The organism is Pseudovibrio ascidiaceicola (assembly GCF_900114245.1).
Taxonomy (GTDB): Bacteria; Pseudomonadota; Alphaproteobacteria; order Rhizobiales; family Stappiaceae; genus Pseudovibrio; species Pseudovibrio ascidiaceicola.
Window position 1 is genome coordinate 106347 of sequence record NZ_FOSK01000010.1, and the last position, 16205, is coordinate 122551.

The window sequence follows — 16205 nt, forward strand, 5'->3', positions numbered from 1 at the left end:
TCTTTTAGAAAAATTGAGAGTTGAACTTGGCAGTTTTGCAAGGCATTGTGCTGGAACAAATATAGAACGAGTGGAGAGCCTTGCTTGCGGGCGTCTGATATTCCGACTGAAAGCCTAGGAAATGTGGACAACCACGGCGGCTTTGAGAAAGTCTGTTTGAATTGTAGAGCGCGGAGCATAGGTTACTTGCCAACTTAACTCGCTTAAACTTTGGGCGAGTTCAGACTTAGGAGTAATTCAATGGCCGGTAGCGTCAATAAAGTCATTTTGGTTGGAAATTTGGGCGCAGATCCGGAAATTCGCCGTACGCAGGACGGTCGTCCAATCGTCAACTTGCGTATCGCTACTTCGGAGAGCTGGCGTGACCGTAACAGCGGCGAGCGCCGTGAGCGGACCGAATGGCACCGTGTTGTTGTGTTTAATGAAGGCCTTGCGAAGGTTGCCGAGCAATTCCTGCGCAAAGGCTCCAAGGTTTACATCGAAGGTCAGTTGCAAACCCGCAAATGGCAGGACCAGAGCGGCCAGGATAAATACTCCACCGAGATCGTTCTGCAAGGCTTCAACTCGACGCTGACTATGCTTGATGGTCGCGGCGAAGGCGGTGGTGCAGGCAGCCAAGGTGGTCAGTCCGGTGGCTTCGGCGGCGGCGGCGGCGGTGGCGGCGGATACGACCAGGGCGGTGGCTTTGGCGGTGGTGGCTCCAGCAATCAGGGCGGCGGCTTCGGCGGTGGCGGCGGAGGTGGTCAAGCACCATCTGGCGGTTTCGGCGGTGGAATGGACGACGAAATTCCGTTCTAAGCCAAGCAGACAATTCAAGATGGCCCGGAGTGAGCATTGTTTCACTACCGGGCTTTTTTGTGCTCTGGTGCGAAGTCTTGTTAAAGGGAGGGCGCGACTAGAGGTGCTGGCTTGAGGTGTGGTGAAATGTCTGCTTGGGGGCGTGCTCTTAAAGCAGTTCGCATTTATGTTGAAGCATCTGAACTGCTTTAGCCTTTGTTTTTGCGTATCTTTATCCGAAAACCGGTTCCCACTTTTCGGCGATGCGCTGTAAAATAAAAGAGCAGCAGCACGCGCAGAAACGCAATGCCAGCAAACGAAATAAATTAAAGGGAAAGAATTGGTACGCCCAAGGGGAATCGAACCCCTGTTTCCGCCGTGAAAGGGCGGCGTCCTAACCGCTAGACGATGGGCGCACTCTACAGCATTTGCGCATGTGGCGCGCTGTGTGAGGAGGCTTATAAGTTTTCAGTAGGATATTGTCTAGTGCTTAAAATTTTATAATTCAAACAATCCACAAATATGGATTTGGTCTATTCTTTTCTCTATTATTGTTAGTTTTCAGCGCCTCAATTGAAGTTGAGACGCTGAAAGCTTGTGCTGGAATTACCAGCTGCCGGTGTTGCTCATAGAGAGCCATGGCTCAGCTGGCTCAAGGCTTCCACTTTTTTGCAAAAGCTCAATGGAAATCCCATCTGGAGAAACAATGAATGCCATGCGACCATCACGGGGTGGTCGGTTGATGGTGATACCTGCTGCCTGCAGCTTCTCGCAGGTCTCATAGATATTGTCGACTTCATAAGCGAGGTGACCGAAGTTGCGCCCTCCGGCGTATTCTTCCGGATCCCAGTTATAGGTCAACTCAAGGGCTGGGGCGGAGGATGCATTGAAGTTCTCTTTATCTTCAGATGCGGCCAGGAAGACCAGCGTGAACCGGCCAGCTTCGCTTTCGTGGCGGCGTACTTCTTCCAGCCCAAAGATACTGCAATAAAAGTTCAGGGATTCATCAAGGTCTTTGACGCGGACCATAGTGTGTAGATAACGCATGTCGAACTCTTTCTTTTATGGGATTGGCTCTGTGAAGTGAGAACCAGCAGAGGTTGAAGTTGGGCGAAGCTAGCGTGAAAAATGCTGAGAGGGAAGGGCGTCCAGTATTTCTGAATTCAGAATATGCAAGGTATGCTCCGCAATAGTGTGTATCTGATGACAAGCGGAGACTTTGAAAGTAACGCGGGGATTCATGGGATAAAATCTTCAGTAGTGTTAGCTATACCCCCTCCAAACTTCAGGTAAATGGTGTTGATAGGACAACACTAACCAAATCAATGGGGGATCATTTAGCTCTTTGTTAATTTTTTACCTTTTTGCCGTCGGGCGTAATGATATTCTTTTTGTGGAATCAAGTGGTGTTCGGTTTTGATCGAGCGTTACATTTCAGATGCGGCAAATTTCGGGGCATTCATCATGGTGGTAAAAACGGCGCCTCAGGTAGGCTCTGTCGAGGACCTGGTTGACGATACAGCCTTAGATGTTCTTCAAGTGGCAGGAACAATCAAGTGGTTTGATATTGGCAAAGGCTATGGTTTTGTAGAGCCAGAAGACGATCTGCCTGACGTCTTGTTGCATGTTACATGCTTGCGCCGAGACGGTTATCAGACAGCGTATGAAGGTGCGCGTGTTGTTTGCGAGGTACTTAATCGTCCGCGCGGATTGCAGGCGATGCGCATTCTTTCCATGGATGAGAGTTATGCGGTTCATCCTTCTCAGCTACCACCTTCTCGGACGCACGTGCAGGTGACGCCAGAGGGTAGCTTTATCGACGCGGAAGTGAAGTGGTTTAACCGGGTTAAGGGCTTTGGTTTCCTAACGCGCGGCGAGGGAACGGAAGATATCTTTATTCATATGGAAACATTGCGCCGTTTCGGTATTACGGAGTTGCGGCCCGGCCAAAAGGTGCAGGTGCGCTTTGGTGATGGGCCGAAAGGCAAGATGGCTGCGGAAGTTCGGCCTGTTGGGAGCGGTACTCACATTCCGGCATCCCACTGATGAGAGTCTGACGATTTTCAGATCACATTCCTGAGATTTGCTGATTTTAAGCCCTTGGCGACTTGCCAAGGGTTTTTCTTTGGCTCAATGCTAAAGAAAACGAGGTTTAAGGCTATATGACGGTTCTTCGAATTGCATTCATTTTTGTTGTGCTGGGTATAACATCAGCGGTTGCTGCGGGTATGAGAACTGAGATGCTTGAGGTGCGTAGTGCCAATGGAACGCATGAGTTTCAGGTTGAAGTTGCTGAAACGCCTGATGACAGGGCTCAAGGTTTGATGGGCCGAACGGATCTGACGGCTGATCAAGGGATGCTGTTCATTTTCCCGCAGTCGGGTCTTCAGTATTTCTGGATGAAAAATACGCCGACTTCGCTTGATATCATCTTCATCGGGTCTGATTACAAAGTGAAAAGTATTGCTGCAAACACAGTGCCGTACTCGGAAGAGATTATTCCTTCCGGTTTGCCTGCTCAATATGTTTTAGAAGTGGTGGCTGGGCGCGCGGCTGAATTGGGCATACAGCCCGGAGATCGCGTTATTCGTATCCCATAGATGAAGTGTTGAGTGGTTCGCAGGAAAGTGTGCCGACTGAGGAGTTCAGCCGGCACAATGGCGTTTAAAGGCTGTTTTTGAATTGGAGCTTTTTCTCCCAATCCAGCGCGTGCTTTACGATTGTTGGCAGGTCATCAAAGCGGGGCTTCCATTCCAGATTGCTCATGATTCTGGAGTTGTCTGCGACAACCTTTGGAGAGTCGCCAGCACGGCGGGGTTCTTTTTTCACCTCAAAATCAACATCGGATACGGCTTTCACAGCATCGATGACCTGAAGGACTGAATAGCCGTCACCGTAGCCTGCGTTCATGATAATGCTATCCCCGCCATCGCGCAGGCGTTTTAGGGCAAGGTAATGTGCGCTTGCAAGGTCGGAAACGTGGATGTAATCGCGCACTCCGGTCCCATCTGGTGTGTCGAAATCATCGCCAAAAATGCCGAGATGGGTGCGTTTGCCGAGGGCAGCTTCGCAGGCCACTTTGATCAGATGTGTCGCATTCTTGGTGGATTGGCCAGTGCGACCTTCGGGGTCTGCGCCTGCCACATTGAAATAGCGTAGAGCCGTGTATTTAAACTCGTGCGCAGCGGCGGTGTCGCGCAGCATAAGTTCTGTCATAAGCTTTGAGGTGCCGTAAGGGCTTAAGGGGGTTAGGGGTGTATCTTCAGAAACTGGGATAACTTCTGGATCACCATAAACAGCTGCGGTTGATGAGAAAATGAAATGCTTGATGTCATTTTTTACGCAAGCTTCAATCAATGTACGTGAGGCTGCTGTGTTATTCTCATAATATTTCAATGGGTTAGAGACAGATTCTGGGACGATAATTGAGCCGGCGAAGTGAATGACCGCAGAGATGTCGTGGTTGCGGAAGATTGTCTGGAGCAGATCAAGGTCTGTGATTTCGCCTTCGTAAAGCTTAGTGCTCTGCGGTATGGCCCAATCGAAGCCCGTGGACAGGTTGTCTATGACGACAAAATCCTCTCCAGCGTCGTGAAGGCACCACGTCATGTGGCTTCCAATATATCCGCAGCCGCCTGTTACAAGTATGGTCATTGTCTGCTCCAAGACTTTCAAAATAGGTGTGTTTCATAGAGCGCTTATGAGCTGATCTCTATGCAAAAGAATTAGCCTTGATTATTCGCCCTCAAGAATCTGGTGATCGCGGGCAGCTTGAACTTCGAGGAACACGCGTCCGATCAGCGGTTGTGCCCTTTTGATCGTATCTTCCAGTGAGAAAATGACTTCTTCAACTGCGCCTGCTGTCAGGGCATCTTCGAAATCCAGAGAGGCTGCGAGGAGGACATCATTCGGACCCAGATGCAGCGTGCGGATTTCATTCACACCCTTTACTGCTGCAGGTGCTTGCAGGATTTCTCTCACGGATGCGACAAGCTCGTCTGAAGCACTTTCGCCGATGAGGAGGCCTTTGGTCTCCAGTGCCAGAACAAAGGCCGTGCCTGCGAGGATTAGGCCAATTACGACTGATGCTGCGCCATCAAGCCATGCGATGCCCAAAGCTTGAGCGCCGTAGATGCCGACAAGGGCTACGAGCAGGCCGAGCATTGCGGCTGTATCTTCAAAAAGTACTGTGAAAACTGTCGGGTCTTTGCTGTCGCGTACAGCTGCAAGGAAAGGGCGCTTGCCTTTGGTTTTTTTGAACTCTTTATAGGCGACCATCCAGGCCCAGCCTTCAAAAATGATTGCGAGCCCAAGAACGATATAAGCGATCAGAGCAGATTCAATCGGGTGAGGATTGAGAATTTTCTGAATGCCTTCGTAGAGCGAAATGCCTGCGCCGACAGCGAAAATCATGATGGCGACGACAAATGCCCAGAAGTAAATTTCTGAGCCGTATCCGAATGGGTGTTTTTCATCTGCAGGTTTTTCAGCGCGCTTCATGCCAAGCAGCAGCAGGCCCTGATTTCCCGTGTCAACGAGCGAGTGAATGCCTTCGGACAGCATTGCGGCAGACCCGGTATAGGCTGCGGCAGCAAATTTGGTGATTGAAATGAGTGTGTTGCCAGCAAGGGCGGCGAAAATCACTTTTTTTGAGCCGTGGGCAGCCATTCGAATCCTCCGTAAAATACAAGGGTGACTTTACGAAGGGGATTTGGGACTGCAAGCTCTATCTCATTTAGAGAGAAGAGCGCCCACAAGAGGTATGGGCGCTCGCCTGAATTATGAATGCATCTCGATTAAAGAGAAGATGCCGTCTGCGACGAACTGAACGGACAGCGCTGCGAGGATCACACCGAACAGACGGGTGATGATGAGCTGAACTGTTGAGCCGAGCAGTTTATCGATGCGCGCTGCCAGCAAAAACACAAAGAAGCTGAGTGCAAGCACAGAGAGAAGGACTGCGATCAGGCTCATCTGGCCTGAGAAGCCCGGTGCCTGACCGGCGAGCAGGATGATTGCAGAGATTGTTGCCGGGCCTGCAATGAGCGGAATCGCCAGTGGGAACACTGCTGTCTGGGACAAGTCTTCCTGTTCGACAACCTTTTCCGCACTTTCAGCTTTACGCTTCTGGCGATGTTCGAACACCATCTCAGTTGCAATGATGAAGAGCAGTAGGCCGCCTGCAACTTTAAATGCAGCTTGAGAGATGCCGAGAACTTCCAGAAGCTGGCGTCCGGCAAAGAAAAATGCCAGGAGCGTGATGCCAGAAATGATCACAGCTTTAATAGCGATCTGTCGGCGCTCAACACTGCTTGCCCCGGCGGTCACGGCCAGAAAAATCGGTGCCAGACCAATCGGGTCGATGGTGACAAACAGCATGGCAAATGCATTGATGAGGAACTCAATGAGCATTGCGCTTTACCTTGTATGTTGTGTTGGCCCGTCTTTCGGGCGTTTTAACCCGCATTTCTGCGGTTCTTGAGAGGGCGCTACCAGACAAAGTTGTATTTGGCAAGAGTTTGATAGGATTTTACACTCCCTGAGTCTGACTTAGTATTTTTATGAGGAAGGGCGGTGCTTTTGAGTAACGAAACTGCGTAGAAAGGCCTAGTAACCAGTTGTTGGTGAGGCCGTGGGGTAAGGTAGTTGTTATTAGGTGCCTTTTCAGGGCTTAAGGCGTTTGGTTCTGCGGGTTGAATCGGGTATAAAGACTGGGAATTCTGACTTAAAATTGATGAGAATAATCCTTGGCAGATCAGGACTTAAGTACACCACCAGGTGGCCTACCTAGCGACATTCGGCCCGTCTCTATCACAGATGAAATGAAGCGCAGCTATCTCGATTACGCAATGAGCGTGATTGTGAGCCGTGCGCTTCCCGATGTTCGTGATGGTTTGAAGCCGGTTCACCGCCGTATTCTGTATTCTATGCATGAAAACGGATATGAGTGGAACAAGCCCTACCGTAAATCCGCCCGCGTCGTTGGCGACGTTATGGGTAAATATCACCCACATGGTGATAGTGCGATTTATGATGCTCTTGTTCGTATGGCGCAGGATTTTTCCATGCGCCTGCCACTCATTAATGGGCAGGGTAACTTTGGCTCGGTTGATGGTGACCGTGCTGCGGCGATGCGTTACACAGAGTGCCGCCTCGAAAAAGTTGCTCAGACACAGCTTTCCGATATCGACAAAGATACCGTGAACTTCAACGAGAACTACGATGGTTCCGAGACGGAACCTGAAGTTCTCCCAGCACGCTACCCGAACCTACTGGTAAACGGTGCTGGTGGTATTGCTGTTGGTATGGCGACCAACATTCCACCACATAACATGGGTGAAGTGATTGATGGCACGATCGCAATGATCGAGCGCCCTGAAATCACTCTGCCGGAGCTGATGGAGATCATCCCGGGTCCGGACTTCCCGACCGGTGGTATTATTCTTGGCCGTGCTGGCATCAAATCAGCCTATGAGACTGGACGTGGTTCCGTTCTTATGCGCAGCCGGGTTGAGACGGAAGAAATCCGCTCAGGCCGTATGGCTTTGATTGTCACTGAAATCCCTTATCAGGTGAACAAATCCTCTATGATCGAGAAGATCGCAGAGCTTGTTCGTGAGAAGCGGATTGAGGGCATCTCTGACATTCGCGACGAATCTGATCGCCGGGGCATGCGCGTTGTTATTGAGCTGAAGCGTGATGCGGTTCCGGATGTTATCCTGAACCAGCTTTATCGTTACTCTCAGCTTCAGCAGAGCTTTGGTTGTAACGTTGTCGCTCTGAATGGTGGGCGTCCTGAACAGCTTGCGCTGCAGGATATGTTGAAAGCATTCATTGCTTTCCGTGAAGAAGTTATTGGCCGCCGGACCCGTTTCCTTCTGAACAAAGCGCGTGATCGTGCTCATGTTCTCGTTGGTTTGGCTGTAGCAACAGCCAATATCGATGATGTTATTCATCTGATCCGCACTGCACCGGATCCTGCGACAGCGCGCCGTCAGCTGATGGAGCGCAATTGGCCAGCGAAAGACATTGAACCGCTTATCCAGCTGATTGATGATCCGCGCTACGCTATTCAGGAAGATGGCACGTTCAAGCTTTCTGAAGATCAGGCTCGCGCCATTCTGGACTTGCGCTTGCAACGTCTGACTGCTCTGGGCCGCGATGAAATTGGCGATGAACTCGATAAGCTGGCGACAGAGATCAAGGACTATCTTGATATTCTGCGTAGCCGTGAGCGTATTCTTCAGATCGTTCGTACCGAGCTTGAAGAAGTGCGTGATGAGTTTGCGACACCTCGCCGGACTGAAATTACTGATGGCGGCGGAGATCTGGATGATGAAGATCTGATCCAGCGTGAAGATATGGTCGTGACCGTGTCTCATACCGGCTACATCAAACGCGTTCCTTTGGACACTTATCGTGCGCAGCGCCGCGGCGGTAAGGGGCGTTCTGGCATGCGGACGAAGGACGAAGACTTTGTAACCCGCCTGTTCGTTGCAAATACGCATACGCCGGTTCTGTTCTTCTCGTCTCGCGGTATTGCCTACAAGATGAAAGTCTGGCGCTTGCCTTTGGCTAGTCCTCAGGCGCGTGGTAATGCGCTGGTCAATATGCTTCCTCTGGAGCAGGGTGAACGCATCACATCCATTTTGCCGCTTCCTGAGAACGAGGAAACTTGGGCTGAGTTGGATGTTATGTTCGCGACCAAGCGCGGCACGATCCGTCGGAACAAGCTCTCCGATTTCGCTCAGATCAACAAGAACGGCAAGATCGCCATGAAGTTGGAAGAGGGCGATGGCATCGTCAACGTGATGACTTCAACGGAAGATGATGATGTTCTGCTGACGACTTCTTCGGGTATGTGTATTCGCTTCCCGGCAACGGATGTTCGTGTGTTCTCTGGTCGTAACTCTGTTGGTGTTCGCGGGATCAACCTTGCTGAAAGCGATCACGTCATCTCCATGACGATTCTGGGTCACTTCGAGTGTGATTCAGAAGAGCGTACGGCTTATCTGAAGCTTTCCCGTGCCATGCGCGGCGAGGAAGCAGAAGGTAATGTGTCGTTCGAAGATGCTGGCATGTCTAAAGAACGCTTTGAAGAGATGAATGAGAGTGAAGAGGTCATTCTTACTGTTTCTGAAAAGGGTTATGGCAAACGCACGAGCTCCTACGAGTACCGTACCACCGGTCGCGGTGGTAAAGGCATCGCAGCGATGACGGTGAACGATCGTAATGGTCGCTTGGTTGCGTCTTTCCGCAGTGAAGACAGTGACGAGATTATGCTGGTGACCAATGGTGGTCAGCTGATCCGTTGTCCGGTCAATGGCATCCGCATTGCTGGTCGCTCGACGCAGGGTGTGACTGTGTTCAATACCTCTGCTGAAGAGCAAGTTGTTGCGGTGGAACGCATTAGCGAAGCTGATGATGACGAGAATGCTGAAGCTGACGACGTCGTTGAGGCTGGTGGCGACACTGGAGAGGCTCCGGCATCTGAGGGTGACGGCGGTGAAACGCCAAGCGCTGAGTAATTGCTGTAGATTTTAGAAAAAGGCGGGGCATGTGCTCCGCCTTTTTTGTTTCTGGTCCTTCGTTCCATGAGTAGGGCACCGCAGTTTGTCTCAACTATAGGTCAAATTCTGCAGGAACAGCCCTAAATGCTATGGTCTCATTGTCAGAAATAGCTTGAAACGCATGGGGAAAATGGGTTCAATCGCGCCAACGCCCGAGAGGTAAGTGTCATTTATGATGCTTATGGGGAGAGGCATTTGTGACGCGAGAGATTATATGAAGCGCATTGCACTTTATCCGGGGTCTTTTGATCCTATGACACATGGCCATCTGGACATTCTGGAACAATCATTGGTTCTAGCTGATGAGGTGATTGTAGCCATTGGTATTCAGGCTTCCAAGGCCCCGTTGTTTTCCTTTGAAGAACGCGTGGAGTTGATCCGCCTTGCGTGTGAAGAACAGTTTGGAGCAGAGAATGCTGCTCGTATTCGCACTGTCTCCTTTACGAGGCTTGTCGTGGACGCCGCGCGGGAGCATGGCTCCAACATTCTGGTGCGCGGACTTCGAGATTCAACCGATCTCAACTATGAAATGCAAATGGCTGGAATGAACGGGGCGATGGCTCCTGACATCAAGACCGTATTTTTTCCAAGCTCACCTGTGATGCGCCCCATTACGGCTACACTGGTGCGCCAGATTGCAAAGATGGGGGGAGATTACAGTTCGTTTGTCCCCAAGTGTGTTGAGGCTGCGCTCAAAAAGCGCTTTGAGATTGCTTAAAAACAACGCAACAGAAAAGACTGCCTATTTGATAGGGTTAGACTTTTTTAGCGCGTCGCGTTTATGTGCAATCACGTAACACCCGCTAAATTTTGTTTTGAATGCGTATCTCTTTTCGAAAGCCAATTGGGAGTTTGGGAGGTACGCCTTGACTAAGACAAGGACAGAAATCTTGCTACGTATCCTGACAGCATGTGCGATGGTTCTGGGCGCATTTATGATGCCTTTTACCGCCAGCGCCAAAGATCTTGAAAACACGATTTATCTGGACCTGAAAGACGGGCGCGTTGAAATTGCGCTGCGTCCTGATCTTGCTCCTGAGCATGTGAAGCGTATTAAACAGCTTACGCGTGAAGGTTTTTATGATGGCATCGTATTCCATCGTGTGATTGACGGCTTCATGGCGCAGACTGGTGACCCAACCGGCACTGGCATGGGTGGTTCTGAAATGCCTGACCTGAAAGCTGAGTTCTCCAAGGCTCCGTTTAAGCGCGGTACTCTTGGCATGGCGCGTTCCCGCAGCCCGAACAGTGCGAACTCTCAGTTCTTTATCATGTTCAATGATGGGTCCTGGCTTGATGGTCAGTATACCGTATTTGGTGACGTGGTTTCCGGAATGGACGCTGTAGACAAGATCAAACGCGGCGAACCTGTTCGTAACCCTGATAAGATCATCAAAATGCAGGTTGCGGCAGACGCCAAGTAGAGGCTATGTCTGCACTCAGACTTATTCTAAGATAAAGGACAGTCCCGTGGCTGATATCAAAGATCCAGAAAACACACTGCTGCTGGAAACCACTCAGGGTAACGTTGTTATTGAACTGCGTCCTGACCTGGCACCTAACCACGTTGCTCGTATTAAAGAGCTGGCACGTGAAGGCTTTTACGACGGCATCGTGTTCCACCGTGTGATTGACGGTTTCATGGCTCAGACCGGCTGCCCACAAGGTACAGGCACTGGTGGCTCTGGCAAGAAGCTGAAAGCTGAATTCAACGATGCGAAACACGTTCGCGGCACTTGCTCCATGGCTCGCTCTATGGATCCAAACTCCGGTGACAGCCAGTTCTTCATCTGCTTCGGCGATGCTTCCTGGCTCGACGGCCAGTACACCGCTTGGGGTCAGGTTGTCGAAGGTATGGACAACGTTGACAAGATCAAACGTGGTGAACCTGTTTCCAACCCAGATAAGATCGTATCTTTGAAGGTTGCTGCAGACGCTTAATAGCGAACGCACTGCGAATTATAAAAGGCTCGGCATTTTGCCGGGCCTTTTTGTTAGGGCCATGCAAATGGAAGCAGCGCTATTCTAAACAGGTTGACCTAAATCGCGTCAGGGGGTATCTCCCTCTGGCTTCAATCGTTTGACTGCGGGACAGGTGACAGCAAGGCCTGCAGAGAACAAACGGATTTGGCAATAATTCCAATAAGACAGCACGGAGATGGCGACCACATACTGTGCGGCGCTGAGTTGCTGTTTTGTAAAGCTGGATACCCTATGCTGGTTGATGATTTTGATTTTGATCTGCCGCCGGAAAACATTGCGCTCCGCCCGGCAGTTCCGCGTGATAGTTCACGGTTGTTGGTGGTGCGCCCCGATGGTGAGCAACTGCTGATAGATGATCAGGTGCTGTCTCTGCCTGATCTTTTAGAGCCGGGTGACGCACTCGTCTTTAATGATACAAAAGTTATTCCGGCACAGCTGCTTGGCTTCCGCTCACGTGATGGCGTGACGGCAAAAGTTGGTGTGACATTGCACCAGCGGGCCAGTGCCAAGGAATGGCGTGCATTTGTTCGCCCTGCTAAAAAACTGAAAGTTGGCGATACTGTTCGTTTTGCTTTTGACGAGGAGAGCAAGGATACCGCAGAGCTTTCTGCTGTTGTGACTGAGAAGTCCGAGGCTGGCGATATTCTGTTCGAGTTTGACCGCTCTGCCGGTGAGCTGGATGCTGCGATTGCGCAGGTGGGCCACATTCCACTGCCGCCTTATATTGCAGCCAAGCGTGCTGAAGACGATCAAGACCGCAAAGATTATCAAACCATCTATGCAAAGTATGAGGGTGCTGTTGCTGCGCCCACTGCTGGCTTGCATTTTACAAATCAGTTGTTTGCTGCCCTTGAAGAGCGGGGTATTGAGAAACACTTTGTGACGCTTCATGTGGGCGCTGGAACGTTTTTGCCAGTCAAAGCCGACAAGACTGAAGACCATAAGATGCACTTTGAGTATGGCGAGATCAGCGGTGAGACAGCTGCAGCACTCAATGCTGTACGTGCTCGTGGCAACAAGATTGTTTCTGTTGGCACAACTTCACTGCGCATACTGGAAAGTTCAGTATCTGAGGATGGCGTGATCACCCCGATTTCTCAGAGCACCGACATTTTTATTACGCCGGGCTATCAGTTCAAAGCCATTGATGCGCTGATGACCAACTTCCATTTGCCGCGCTCTACGTTGTTCATGCTTGTGAGCGCATTGAGTGGCATGGACGAAATGCGCGCTGCTTATGAGCATGCGATCAGCACTGGCTACCGTTTTTACAGTTATGGAGACAGCTCGCTGCTGTTCAAGAAGGCTTCAAAATGACCGAAACATCTCGTGAAACACAGCAGGACACCAAACCGTTCTCCTTTAAACTGCTGAAAACAGATGGCATGGCGCGCCGCGGTGAAATCACAACACCGCATGGTAAGGTTCGTACGCCTGCATTTATGCCAGTTGGTACTCAGGCGACTGTTAAGGCTATGTATCCGCAGCAGGTGCGTGATCTGGGTGCGGATGTTGTTCTTGGTAATACGTACCACCTGATGTTGCGTCCAACTGCTGAACGGATTGCCAAGCTTGGCGGCCTGCACAAGTTTATGGGATGGGACCATACCATTTTGACCGATTCCGGCGGATTTCAGGTGATGTCTCTGTCTGGTCTTCGCAAGATGACTGAAGAAGGCGTAACCTTCTCGTCTCACCATGATGGGTCTAAGCACTTCATGAGCCCGGAGCGTTCTGTTGAAATTCAGGGCCTGCTTGGTTCTGATATCCAGATGCAGCTTGATGAGTGTATTGCGCTTCCTGCTGAGAGAGCCGAAGTTGAACGTGCGATGCAATTGTCTCTGCGTTGGGCTGAACGTTCCCGTGCTCAGTTTGAGAAAATGGGTGGACCAGAAAAGGGGCAAGGTCTTTACGGTATCGTTCAGGGCGGTGATGTACCTGATCTACGTGTTGAATCTGCTCAGCGTCTCGGTGAGCTTCCGATGGAAGGTTATTCCGTTGGTGGTCTGGCCGTGGGTGAGCCTCAAGCCGTTATGCTGAAGATGTTGGAAATTACAACACCAGCGATGCCAAAGGATAAGCCACGATACCTGATGGGTGTTGGTACACCAGAAGATATTCTGGAAAGTGTCGCGCGTGGTATTGATCAGTTTGACTGTGTGATGCCAACCCGTGCTGGCCGCCATGGCTTGGCCTATACGCGTTTTGGTAAGGTGAACCTGAAGAATGCCCGTCATTCTGAAGACCCGCGCCCATTGGATGAGCAATCCAATTGTGAAGCAACCTCCAAATACTCCCGCGCTTATCTGCATCATCTGGTGCGCGTGAATGAAGGTCTGGCGGCAATGCTGTTGACCTGGAATAACCTTGCTTACTACCAGTATCTGATGCAGGGCATCCGTGATGCGATTGATGAAGGTCGGTTTGAGGAATTCCGCCAGCAGACCAAAGAAGACTGGGCGCGTGGCGATATTGAGCCTTATGTTTGGTCATAAGCTTCAGCGAACATGAAACTATGAAGGCTTGGGTGTGAGAATGCCTAAGCCTTTTCTATAGGCGCCATAGAAGCACATGTTCTGGTGTCTTCTCCCTTTCTAAAAGACCGTGAAGATCCGCCACAAAGACTTTTTCTGCACTTAAGTACCGTTCCATCACATGCCAAGGTTCTTCGTTCTCGAAGAAAGCATGATGGGGGACTGCCAGAATAACCGCATCACAGTCACCTGGCGGAGTTTCCTGGTAGAGCTCAACGCCAAAGTGCTCCTTCGTGTGTTCCGGATCGGCTAAAGGATCAACTGCGAAGATGTGGGCTCCGAAGCGCTCCAATTCTCGGATCAGGTCGATTACTTTGGAGTTTCGAGTATCAGGCACATCTGCCTTGTATGTGATGCCCAATATGGCAATACGAGGCGGCATGGGGCGTGCAAGTTTTACGCAACCCTGAATGACTTCTGTTGCAATGAACCGGCTCATGCTTTCATTGGTGCCTCGCCCTGCAAGGATAACCTGAGGGGAGAAGCCAAGCTGATGTGCTTTATCTGTCAGGTAGTAAGGGTCAACGCCGATGCAGTGACCGCCGACTAAACCGGGATGAAATGGCAGGAAGTTCCATTTGGTTGAGGCGCCTTCCAGAACATCGCGTGTATCGATGTCCATTGCGTGAAATAGCATGGAGAGCTCATTCATGAGAGCTATGTTCAAATCACGCTGTGTGTTCTCAATGACCTTGGCCGCCTCTGCGACTTTGATGGATGAGGCTTTGTAAACACCAGCTTTGACGATCTTTCCATAAAGCTCCGCCAGTGTTTCAAGTGCATCCTCTGAACTGGCTGAAACGATTTTGAGCAGGTTGGAAAGTGTGTGTTTTTTGTCGCCGGGATTGATCCGCTCGGGTGAGTATCCGATCTGGAAATCTTTTTGAAACCGCAGGCCGGATTCTCGTTGTAGCAAAGGGATCGCAATCTCTTCGGTTGCACCGGGATAAACTGTGGACTCGAAAACAACGATGTCGTTGGGCTTCATAAAGGCACCAACGACTTTTGAGGCCTTCTTGATCGGGCCGAGATCAGGGCGCTTGGAGATATTTATTGGGGTAGGGACTGCAACAATGTGGATCCGCGCCTGTCTGATATCAGGCGCGGAATACGTGAGCGTCAGATTTTTGGAAGAAAGAGCCGTCTTGCTGACAGATGCAGTTCTATCATTTCCCTCGAGAAGTTCTTGAACACGATGACGATCTATATCGTAACCAATGGTTTTGATACCGGCATGCGCCAGCGCACAAGCAACGGGTAAGCCTACATAACCAAGCCCGACAACTGAGACGATTTCTTCCATAAAATGGCACCTTGGGATGTCCTACACATTGTAGTAATCCCGGTACCATTTGACGAAGTTTGCAACCCCTGCCTTTACAGAGGTTTGCGGTTTGAAGCCGGTTGTTTCAATCAGATCCGTCACATCAGCAAAGGTAGCTGCAACGTCTCCTGGCTGGAATGGCAGGAATTCTTTCTTTGCAGTCATGCCCAGCGCGTCTTCGATAGCGGCAAGGTAATCCATTAACTGTACTGGATCGCTGTTGCCGATGTTGAAGAGTTGATAAGGGGCGCTGGAGGTCGCTGGATCAGCTGCTTTGCCATCCCAATCATCCGTACGTTTTGGCGGAAGGTTCGCAACCCGCACAATACCTTCCACAATATCATCCACGTATGTGAAATCGCGGATCATATTGCCGTGGTTGAACAGAGGGACAGGTTTACCCTCTAATATGGCTTTGGTGAACTTGAACAGAGCCATATCTGGGCGTCCCCAAGGACCGTACACGGTAAAGAAACGTAGGCCTGTGCAAGGGATGTCAAAGAGGTGGGCATAGGAATGGGCCATGGCCTCGTTGGCTTTTTTGGTAGCCGCATAGAATGAAACCGGATGATTGCCGCCACGGTGCGTTGATAATGGCATCGTCTCATCCAGCCCGTAGACAGAACTGGTGGAAGCATAGACCAGATGCTTTACACCATGAGCGCGCGCGCCTTCCAGCATGGATAAAAAGCCAGTGACGTTTGCATCGACATAAGATTGCGGGCTTTCAAGCGAATAGCGCACGCCTGCCTGAGCTGCCAAATGAATGACCTTTGACGGAGCATGTTGCTTGAAGATGCGCATAACAGCTTCTGCATCTTCAAGTCTGATCCGTTCCTCTGTGAAATGGTTTGAGGATGTGAGGCGCTTCAGTCGCTCTTCCTTCAGTGTCACGTCATAGTAATCTGTGACACAGTCCAGGCCGATGACATGATAGCCATCTTGTAACAGACGGAGGGCTACAGCGTTGCCGATAAAGCCGGCAGTGCCTGTTACAAGTACTTTTTCCATTTCACG

Annotated in this window: 15 protein-coding genes and 1 tRNA gene; 9 read left to right on the top strand and 7 right to left on the bottom strand. The window is 50.7% G+C overall.

The annotated features are described in order from the left end of the window. Positions 1-240: 240 nt before the first annotated feature. Positions 241-798: a single-stranded DNA-binding protein gene (locus BM231_RS18615; protein ID WP_093521700.1), complete on the top strand. Its 558-nt coding sequence runs from the start codon at positions 241-243 to the stop codon at positions 796-798. Between the two features lie 320 nt (positions 799-1118). On the opposite strand, the gene BM231_RS18620 is transcribed toward BM231_RS18615, so the two are convergent. Then, positions 1119-1193: transfer RNA gene (locus BM231_RS18620), tRNA-Glu, on the bottom strand. A gap of 190 nt (positions 1194-1383) precedes the next feature. Further along, positions 1384-1824: a lactoylglutathione lyase gene (gloA, locus tag BM231_RS18625; RefSeq protein WP_093521702.1), complete on the bottom strand. Its 441-nt coding sequence runs from the start codon at positions 1822-1824 to the stop codon at positions 1384-1386. 417 nt (positions 1825-2241) lie between these two features. Between gloA and BM231_RS18630 the strand changes: the two genes are divergently transcribed. Together BM231_RS18630 and BM231_RS18635 are read left to right on the top strand one after the other, a co-directional pair. After that, on the top strand, positions 2242-2823 hold the full coding sequence (locus tag BM231_RS18630; protein WP_063311313.1) for a cold-shock protein: 582 nt from the start codon (positions 2242-2244) through the stop codon (positions 2821-2823). A gap of 116 nt (positions 2824-2939) precedes the next feature. Beyond that, positions 2940-3377, top strand: a complete 438-nt coding sequence (locus BM231_RS18635) for a DUF192 domain-containing protein (RefSeq protein ID WP_244527190.1) — start codon at positions 2940-2942, stop codon at positions 3375-3377. A gap of 64 nt (positions 3378-3441) precedes the next feature. On the opposite strand, the gene galE is transcribed toward BM231_RS18635, so the two are convergent. From galE to BM231_RS18650, 3 genes are all read right to left on the bottom strand, one after another. Next, positions 3442-4431 carry a UDP-glucose 4-epimerase GalE gene (gene galE, locus BM231_RS18640; protein WP_093521704.1) on the bottom strand — a complete coding sequence of 330 codons (990 nt, stop codon included), beginning with the start codon at positions 4429-4431 and terminating at the stop codon, positions 3442-3444. Positions 4432-4512: 81 nt separating this feature from the next. Beyond that, positions 4513-5445 (bottom strand): cation diffusion facilitator family transporter, encoded by a 933-nt coding sequence (locus BM231_RS18645; protein ID WP_093521706.1) that lies wholly within the window; start codon positions 5443-5445, stop codon positions 4513-4515. A 111-nt stretch (positions 5446-5556) separates the two neighbouring features. Then, positions 5557-6189: a MarC family protein gene (locus tag BM231_RS18650; protein WP_093521708.1), complete on the bottom strand. Its 633-nt coding sequence runs from the start codon at positions 6187-6189 to the stop codon at positions 5557-5559. 335 nt (positions 6190-6524) lie between these two features. Between BM231_RS18650 and gyrA the strand changes: the two genes are divergently transcribed. The 6 genes from gyrA to tgt all read left to right on the top strand — a co-directional run bounded on the left by gyrA (position 6525) and on the right by tgt (position 13825). Then, entirely contained in the window at positions 6525-9305 is a 2781-nt protein-coding gene (gene gyrA / locus BM231_RS18655) for a DNA gyrase subunit A (RefSeq protein ID WP_093521710.1), read from the top strand. Between the two features lie 256 nt (positions 9306-9561). Then, entirely contained in the window at positions 9562-10065 is a 504-nt protein-coding gene (gene coaD, locus BM231_RS18660; RefSeq protein ID WP_093521712.1) for a pantetheine-phosphate adenylyltransferase, read from the top strand. 199 nt (positions 10066-10264) lie between these two features. Continuing rightward, positions 10265-10771 carry a peptidylprolyl isomerase gene (locus tag BM231_RS18665; protein WP_063304002.1) on the top strand — a complete coding sequence of 169 codons (507 nt, stop codon included), beginning with the start codon at positions 10265-10267 and terminating at the stop codon, positions 10769-10771. Positions 10772-10826: 55 nt separating this feature from the next. Further along, positions 10827-11288, top strand: a complete 462-nt coding sequence (locus tag BM231_RS18670; RefSeq protein WP_093521872.1) for a peptidylprolyl isomerase — start codon at positions 10827-10829, stop codon at positions 11286-11288. A 273-nt stretch (positions 11289-11561) separates the two neighbouring features. Next, on the top strand, positions 11562-12647 hold the full coding sequence (queA, locus tag BM231_RS18675; protein ID WP_093521714.1) for a tRNA preQ1(34) S-adenosylmethionine ribosyltransferase-isomerase QueA: 1086 nt from the start codon (positions 11562-11564) through the stop codon (positions 12645-12647). Continuing rightward, positions 12644-13825 carry a tRNA guanosine(34) transglycosylase Tgt gene (gene tgt, locus BM231_RS18680; RefSeq protein WP_093521716.1) on the top strand — a complete coding sequence of 394 codons (1182 nt, stop codon included), beginning with the start codon at positions 12644-12646 and terminating at the stop codon, positions 13823-13825. Before queA ends, tgt begins: the two co-directional genes overlap by 4 nt. Before the next feature lie 55 nt (positions 13826-13880). Here tgt and BM231_RS18685 read toward each other — a convergent pair whose 3' ends face one another. Next, a complete protein-coding gene (locus BM231_RS18685) occupies positions 13881-15167 on the bottom strand; it encodes a nucleotide sugar dehydrogenase (protein WP_093521718.1) in 1287 nt (428 codons plus the stop codon). A 21-nt stretch (positions 15168-15188) separates the two neighbouring features. Continuing rightward, a complete protein-coding gene (locus BM231_RS18690) occupies positions 15189-16199 on the bottom strand; it encodes an NAD-dependent epimerase (RefSeq protein WP_093521720.1) in 1011 nt (336 codons plus the stop codon). Between the last annotated feature and the right edge of the window lie 6 nt (positions 16200-16205).

Coding starts and splice junctions, on each gene's coding strand:
- BM231_RS18615 (WP_093521700.1), top strand. CDS start 241: ATGGCCGGTAGCGTCAATAAAGTCATTTTGGTTGGAAATTTGGGCGCA.
- gloA (WP_093521702.1), bottom strand. CDS start 1,824: ATGCGTTATCTACACACTATGGTCCGCGTCAAAGACCTTGATGAATCC.
- BM231_RS18630 (WP_063311313.1), top strand. CDS start 2,242: ATGGTGGTAAAAACGGCGCCTCAGGTAGGCTCTGTCGAGGACCTGGTT.
- BM231_RS18635 (WP_244527190.1), top strand. CDS start 2,940: ATGACGGTTCTTCGAATTGCATTCATTTTTGTTGTGCTGGGTATAACA.
- galE (WP_093521704.1), bottom strand. CDS start 4,431: ATGACCATACTTGTAACAGGCGGCTGCGGATATATTGGAAGCCACATG.
- BM231_RS18645 (WP_093521706.1), bottom strand. CDS start 5,445: ATGGCTGCCCACGGCTCAAAAAAAGTGATTTTCGCCGCCCTTGCTGGC.
- BM231_RS18650 (WP_093521708.1), bottom strand. CDS start 6,189: ATGCTCATTGAGTTCCTCATCAATGCATTTGCCATGCTGTTTGTCACC.
- coaD (WP_093521712.1), top strand. CDS start 9,562: ATGAAGCGCATTGCACTTTATCCGGGGTCTTTTGATCCTATGACACAT.
- BM231_RS18665 (WP_063304002.1), top strand. CDS start 10,265: ATGGTTCTGGGCGCATTTATGATGCCTTTTACCGCCAGCGCCAAAGAT.
- queA (WP_093521714.1), top strand. CDS start 11,562: ATGCTGGTTGATGATTTTGATTTTGATCTGCCGCCGGAAAACATTGCG.
- tgt (WP_093521716.1), top strand. CDS start 12,644: ATGACCGAAACATCTCGTGAAACACAGCAGGACACCAAACCGTTCTCC.
- BM231_RS18685 (WP_093521718.1), bottom strand. CDS start 15,167: ATGGAAGAAATCGTCTCAGTTGTCGGGCTTGGTTATGTAGGCTTACCC.
- BM231_RS18690 (WP_093521720.1), bottom strand. CDS start 16,199: ATGGAAAAAGTACTTGTAACAGGCACTGCCGGCTTTATCGGCAACGCT.